Raw genomic sequence first — 6648 nt, forward strand, 5'->3', positions numbered from 1 at the left:
CTGAGACGCCGGCGAAGCTAGAAGCGTTTGTCGGCTGCCTGAAAAAGCCGGGAGCGCGAAAGCTGTCGATCGAAGAGATGAATGAGATTGCTCGCAAGGGTTGGGCTGGAGAGCGGTGAAAATCACGGCGGACACAAATGTTCTTGTCCGAGCCGCCGTCATGGACGATCCGATCCAAGGCGCGGTTGCGGTCAAGGCGCTGCTCGACGCGGAACTTGTCGTGGTGCCGCTGCCTTCGCTTTGCGAATTCGTCTGGGTGTTGACGCGCGGTTATAAGAGGAGCGCTTCGGAAGTGGCCGACGCGCTGAGAAGACTGATCGAAAGCGCGAGCGTCGTGGTCGATCGTCCCGCCGTCGAAGCCGGTCTCGCCGTTTTTGAGAAGGGAGGCGATTTCGCCGATGGCGTGATCGCTTTCGAAGGCCGGCGCGCGGGAGGTCGCGTTTTTGCGAGCTTCGACAAAGAAGCGGTCGAGCTGATCTCGGCGACCGGCGGCGAAGCGAAGCTGCTCGCAAAGAAATGAGCGCCGCGGTGTGGGGATCAGGGGCCGGGTGGGAATCACGGTCGGATTCCTTTCCGGGCTTCGTCGAAACCGCCTGTCGCCGCGAGAATTTCCTCGGCATTATCCAGCAGCGCGATCATTTTCGTGACCACGCGCCGCGCATTTGCCGCGCCCTGACGAGCATGATCGAATTCCTCCTGTAGTTCGGCGATCGTTGGAGGGAATCTGTCCTTTCGCCAGATTCGAATGATAGCGGCGGCGATAATTTCCAGCGAACGAGCATCATCGCCCATGACGAGAAGGGCTCCTTCGACATAGGTTCGGACGTTTGGGACCATGCCGCGCGGGAATCCGTCGAGCATCGTCGCAAGAAGGACCGAGAGCGTATGTTCGTCGGCTTTGCCGTCAAGGGCGCGGTGCAATTCGTCGTCCCAAGCGTGAAGCGTTTCTCTCTCCGGCAACTGCTGGAGGCGGATCAACGCTCTCTCGCGCATGGCGTTCGGGTTGCGCAAATCGAGCATCTTTACGCAAAGCCATTCGCCGAGCTGGGCGTCAATAATCTGGCGCGAGATGCGCTGATGTGTGAGCAGCGGCTCGAACAGCGCCCGCGCCCGATTGGCCTGGCGCCTGCTCGTGAGTGTCCGACGGCCTCTTTCCTCGGAAAGGATCAAGGTGAATTCTTCCATTTTCAACCTCGTTTGCTGGTTCGTTGCTGGATGCGAGCGATGACCTCGTCGAATTCGTCGTCATCGTGCATTTGCGCCAATGCGGAACGATCAAATCGCCGGCGCGCCGGCGCGCCGTCCCTTGGATGCTCGCTTGAAGATGGCGTTTGATCTCTCCAACAAGCCTTGTTCAGCCATGTCGCCGGATTTTTCGTGTAGCGCGGGTTGTCGCCGTCGCGTTCGGCGGCGTAGCGCATTGCGCCGCGAATGATTTCGTCAGGCGGCGCTCGCTCGATCGCTTGCGCGAAGGCGCCGATCGCATCGGTCAAGGCAACCTTTTTCGGATAGACGCGCCGGAATTCCTCGAAGCGGCTTGGCGGACTTTGCGCGCGTTGCTCGGACGACGATCGATAGATTAGATCATAGATTGATTCTTTAGATTGGGTTGGGTGAACCGGCGTTCGCCCTTTTTGGAACCGTTGTTCACCCTTTTCGGAACCGTGGTTCACCTTTTTCGATTGAATGGGGTGAACGGCAGTTCGCCCATTGGCGTCGGAGCGGCAAGGCGGGGGAGCCTCGCTTTCGCGACTGGGCATTTGGCTCGCTGTCGCCGATTGAGAATCGCCTCTGCGCACAACATCGTGTCCCTTGACGATCCAGCGATAGCGATTGGTTTCGCCCCGGCCTTGCCCGAATTCCACGAAGAGATGACCGCGTTCGATGAGCAGACGAACGATCTTCTGGACGCCGCGCTCCGTCGCGCGGCATTCGGCGGCGAGGAAAGCGACGCTGGGCCAGGCATAGCCGGTTCCCTCGTTGACGAGGTCGGCCAGCACATAGGCGAGCATGAAGGCGAGCGGCGTCAGTTCCGGATCGGCGCGCACCTGCTCGAGCCAGAGGAATTTGGCGCGATGGAACTGTGCGACGTCTCTACGGTCTGGTTCGCGCTCGTTGCGGAGTGGGTCGCGCTGACCATTCGAATGTTGCAGGCAACGATCTGGCGAAGGTGGGGGAAAACGATCTTTGAGCATTCGGCAAAGATCGGACGAGTCGGGGCGGATCAGAACTGCGGAATTCGTGCAGGGCGCTTCTGGCGCATGGCCTCGCGCAAAGACAGGCGATCGGCGACCTGGGCGCGGCGAGGCGCGTGCGCCGGGCGTGGTTGCCAAAAGCGCGGGTCGCGCCTAATCGTGAATTCCCCAACAAAATCGTCTTATGGAGTGGCGGCCATGAAGGTTTTGATCGGCGGGCGCGCAGCGACGCTTCTGTTCTGCAGAGCGCCCGCATGCTGAAAATAGCAGAATTGACCCAAACCGTTACGCGTCAAGACCTGCGCGCGGCCGTCTATGGCTGTTGTGCGCAGCTCTCGCGCGCCGAGGCGCGCGAGATTTTCGATGCGACGTTCGAGGAGCTCGCCGTCGCGATATTACGTGGAGAATTCGTCAAATTGCGGGGCTTCGGTACGTTTAGCCTCCGCGAAAAGCGTCAGCGCATGGGCGCAATCCCAAGACCGGCGTCGAGGCGATGATCAGCGCGCGGAAGGTGGTGACCTTGACCTTTCATCCGTCCCCGGCTCTTGTCGCCCGGGTGAACGGATGGGGTAAAAGACAGTCTTGAGATTGACCTGCATGCGGCAGGGTCGCCCCGGTGGGAAAGCAAAGTGGCGCGGCACAATGTTGGCGTTGCGCCGACTCCCGCTCGGGCGCTTCTCGCGACTCAAAGACCAAGCCCGCGCTTTCGACCAAAACTCCAGTCGATTCCGCTGCCGCGCACGATGCCGGTGATATGTTGATCGAGGCGCTTGTCGAGGACGGATTGCCAGGGGACGAGGCTGAAACCAAGTCCATCGTCGATCATCGCGAAGCGGCCACTGGCAAGCCGCGTTGAGCCGATAAGCCTGCCGCTGACATAGTTGCCGGTCTTCGTCTCCTTGAAGGCGAGCCCGCGCTCGGCGGCCATCGCGCGGCCGACGCGCGTGACTTCGGCGCGCTCCAGGCGCGACAGCAGGTCGGCCGGCGTTATGAATGCGCCACCGGTCTGGCGCGTGAGGTAACCTCTCTCCACAAGCGCCTGCTTGCGCCGCTCCTGGGCGGTCGACACATCACGGCCAAAGCCAGCCTGTGTGAGCGGCGTTCGACTCGGCGAGGTCAGTTCGCGATCGAGCCAGGTGGCGCCGTCGCTGCCGATCTGCGCTTCGAGGTCGAGCGTCGAGAGGATGCGGACGGAGAGTCCGTCGCCGCCGCGGCTGAGATCGTAGCGCATGCCTCGCTCGGCGATGTCGGAAGGGACGCGCCAGTTGTCGGCGTCGAGCCTTTCGACATGGCCACCCCGGCGTAGCGCCTCCAGACGGCGGACATGAAAACGGACGAAGGCGTCCGGGTCTTTGCTCTGCCGCTCGAAACGGTCGCGGATGAGATCGAGATGACGGCCGGGTCGGTAGACGCCGCCATCGCCCTCGGCGACGATGGCGATGTTGCGATCCGCCGCCCTGGGCTCGGCGACGATCGGTTTCGCTTCGACGATCATTCCGCGGCGAACATCGTCAAGGCGCTCCGGCTTGGCGAACTCAACGTGATGGACGCGCCCGTCCACGCCGTCGACGATCAGATAGACCCGCTCCCCCATCTCATCGCCGGCCAGTCCCTTGTCGAGGACGCGGCCGATGATCGGCTCGCCCGAGCGATCGCCGTGAAGTAGATATTGGTCCGCCCCGCGTTGTTCGCCGAGGCCATGATCGGCGAGCGCCTGGCGAATCGTCTTGATGATGTCGTTTCGCTCGCCGAGCGCCCTCAAGGTCGCCTCGGCCTTGTCGGCGAAAACCCAGCGTCCAGGTTCCATCTCTCTCGCAAGGCCATAGCGCGCCAGCCGCTTCGCCCGGCTGATGAGCAGATGCCGATTCTCGCGAATGGGATAGGAGACGCCTTGGCCCGGTCGTAGATCGACAACACCCTTGTCCCGTTGCTCGTCGATCAGCATTCTGTCGAGCCGGGTCAGGCGCTCGGCGTCGACTTCGCTCGTGAGCTTACGAGCGACATCGATCTCGCTTTGATGCCCCAGCTCCAGGGTGACAAGTTCGCTCGCCCGATGGCGGACGCCATGGGCGATATAGTCGCCGGCGATGTTCAGAATCTTTCGGTCGTCGGTGACGCCTCGGACCAACACATGGGTGTGGGGATGGCCGGTGTTGTGATGGTCGACGGCGATCCAGTCGAGCCGCGTGTCGAGGTCCTTTTCCATTTGCCGCATGAGCTCGCGGGTGAAGCGGCGCAGGTCGGCCATCTCTTCCGCATCCTCCGGCGCGACGATGAAACGGAACTGATGGCGGTCTCCGCGGCCGCGTTCGAGAAAGGCGCGGCCGTCCGCCTCGTTCTCGATCGCCGAATAGGCGTGTCCCTTTTCTCCTTCACAGGTCACGCCATCGCGTTCGAGATAGTGCAGATGGGCCGCGGCTGCCCGGTTCGCGACGCCGCGCATGTTCGCGCCGCGTCCTCCGCGCCGCGGATTCAGTTTCATTACCCGCGCCTTGACGACGACGCGCCGCGAACGGAACCGCCCGGTGGAGTCGCGGCGCCATCCGCCGCCCTCTTTGGGAAAGGTTGCCACCACCTTCCCGCCACGACCTCGCGCGTTGAACCGTCCGCTTCCCTTTCCGGCCGAACTGACGATCCGATTGGGATTGCCGCCCGCCTTGCGAACGGCGGACTCGACTTGGCTCACGAAAGTCTGTGCCCGCGATCCGGCGCGTGCTCCTTTGCTGCGAGAGCGCCCAGGTTGGACGCTAAAATCGTCGAGGTCGTCGCCTGTCATGAGGGCAGGATCGGACGCCAAACCGCGCATCACAATGGTCGAAAAGAACGCATCGTAGAAAATCGAGCAATCGCGTGTCATGTCGTGCGAGCGGCGAAACTGCCATCGGCGCACATCGCGCACGGCCCCGTTCTTCAAATTGAAAATACAATCGAAACGCCTAGCGACGGCACGACGCACACCTCGCTCGGCGCCGCAACAGTGCTGTCGCGATGTGCAAAATACAATATGCAGACAAACACTTCTTTCGCGCAGCGAAAGGCGAGCGTCAGCTCGCTTTATCTTGCCCTCTTAATCGGGTGCATGTTCGTCGACCGCTTCGACATCGTCATCTCTCCGATGCTGTACGATAATCCACGCGCAACTTTTCGCCAACAAGCGGCTCTTTGACAGGCGAGAGTTCCTGGCGCGCCGCGCACTCTCCCGCGCTCATCGACGGCGTGTTTTTCGTAGCTCGGCTGCAACAGACAAACGACATCGGATCCGTCGCGGCGCACATTGCCATCGGATTCACGGGGCAGCGTCACAGGCGTTCCGGTGTGGTCCGAGTGAACGCCCACAGGCAACGAATGGCCTGCCCCATCTGCAAGCGTTGTGATCATAATGGACTTCACAATCTGCATCAAAATATCCGGCCAAGACGGAAAGTCGCGCGCCCGGTTCGTGATAAGATACTCGGCCTCGGATTGGCCCTCGCCTGATGTCAGGTTTTCCGAACGCCGATCGATTGTTGGGCCATCTTTGTTCACGCCACCCGCAGACGTCTTGCAGTCGGAGTACAGCTTGGCGGCATTTCCGCTGTCATTCTTTCAGCCGTCACACCGCTACCACGCGGGCGTCGAAAGCGTCCCCAGACCGCGGCAATGACCCATACGATTCGCGCCAGTTTGTTCGCGATAAAGCGACACGACGTTACGTTTCGACCGTTCGAGGAGCGGAGGTTAATGACGCCGATCCTGGGAATCGACAGTAGGAGTGCATTGTTTCGTCGGCTCGACTCAATTCGGCGAACACTCTGTTGAACGCTGCAATCTGCGTGTCGAGTTCCCGAAGCCGCGAACCATCGACGCCGCGCTCCCGCGCCTCGTTGCGAAGATTGCCTTCTGCTTCACGGGCCGCAAGAAGCCACAGAACGCTCTCCGGCACGCTGCGCAGGAGACGACACCAAATGTCGAAAATTGCTGGAGTGAATTTGAAGGTCTGATTGAAACAGCAGAAGACGAATCCTTCTTCCGGCAGACCGGCGACGACGCGGTGCGGCGCAATGTCCACAGCATCCTGGCGTCCATGTGGCTGATAAGAATGGGGCAGATAGGCGAAAGATTCCGCATAATCTGTGGCGCTCCCGGGCGGCGTGCAAAAAACATCGGTGATGATGTAATCGCACGGCCCCGGGCCCAGCGTGCCGGGATAGCCGAAGAAATTTACCTGTATCGGCGCCGGGCTCAGTGCGAGGATTGACGTTCGCGTCGCCTGAGTGAAGCCTTTGAGGTCGATGAGAATGTCGATCTCTTTTTGATAAATCGCCTGCGCCGCCTCAGTGTCGGAAAGCGGCGTGATGTCATTGAAACTATCGAAGGCGCGAGACAGCCGTGCGCGCATGTCGCCGCCATCGCTGCCGCCATAGGAAAAGGCATGAAGCTCGAAACGCGCGCGGTCCTGCGCTTCGAGAATTTC

The 6648-nt window shown here is 61.3% G+C and carries 5 protein-coding genes and 2 pseudogenes; 3 read left to right on the forward strand and 4 right to left on the reverse strand.

The features are described from left to right. Window positions 1-115: 115 nt before the first annotated feature. Window positions 116-520, forward strand: a complete 405-nt coding sequence (locus AB7F41_RS16965) for a type II toxin-antitoxin system VapC family toxin (RefSeq protein WP_428384764.1) — start codon at window positions 116-118, stop codon at window positions 518-520. Between the two features lie 35 nt (window positions 521-555). On the opposite strand, the gene AB7F41_RS16970 is transcribed toward AB7F41_RS16965, so the two are convergent. Further along, complete coding sequence (locus AB7F41_RS16970) at window positions 556-792, reverse strand: hypothetical protein (RefSeq protein ID WP_428406714.1); 237 nt, start codon at window positions 790-792, stop codon at window positions 556-558. Window positions 793-1187: 395 nt separating this feature from the next. Continuing rightward, window positions 1188-2195, reverse strand: a complete 1008-nt coding sequence (locus AB7F41_RS16975; protein ID WP_428384768.1) for a helix-turn-helix domain-containing protein — start codon at window positions 2193-2195, stop codon at window positions 1188-1190. 254 nt (window positions 2196-2449) lie between these two features. Between AB7F41_RS16975 and AB7F41_RS16980 the strand changes: the two are divergent. Continuing rightward, window positions 2450-2781 (forward strand): annotated as a pseudogene (locus tag AB7F41_RS16980) (integration host factor subunit alpha). A 99-nt stretch (window positions 2782-2880) separates the two neighbouring features. Here the strand turns inward: AB7F41_RS16980 and AB7F41_RS16985 are convergent. Then, window positions 2881-4677 (reverse strand): DUF3363 domain-containing protein, encoded by a 1797-nt coding sequence (locus AB7F41_RS16985; RefSeq protein WP_428384770.1) that lies wholly within the window; start codon window positions 4675-4677, stop codon window positions 2881-2883. Between the two features lie 258 nt (window positions 4678-4935). Between AB7F41_RS16985 and AB7F41_RS16990 the strand changes: the two genes are divergently transcribed. Next, window positions 4936-5361 (forward strand): hypothetical protein, encoded by a 426-nt coding sequence (locus tag AB7F41_RS16990; RefSeq protein WP_428384772.1) that lies wholly within the window; start codon window positions 4936-4938, stop codon window positions 5359-5361. A 522-nt stretch (window positions 5362-5883) separates the two neighbouring features. Here the strand turns inward: AB7F41_RS16990 and AB7F41_RS16995 are convergent. Then, window positions 5884-6648 (reverse strand): annotated as a pseudogene (locus AB7F41_RS16995) (hypothetical protein); the annotation flags it as partial.

The sequence above is a fragment of the Methylocystis sp. genome, from assembly GCF_050251305.1.
Lineage (GTDB): Bacteria > Pseudomonadota > Alphaproteobacteria > Rhizobiales > Beijerinckiaceae > Methylocystis.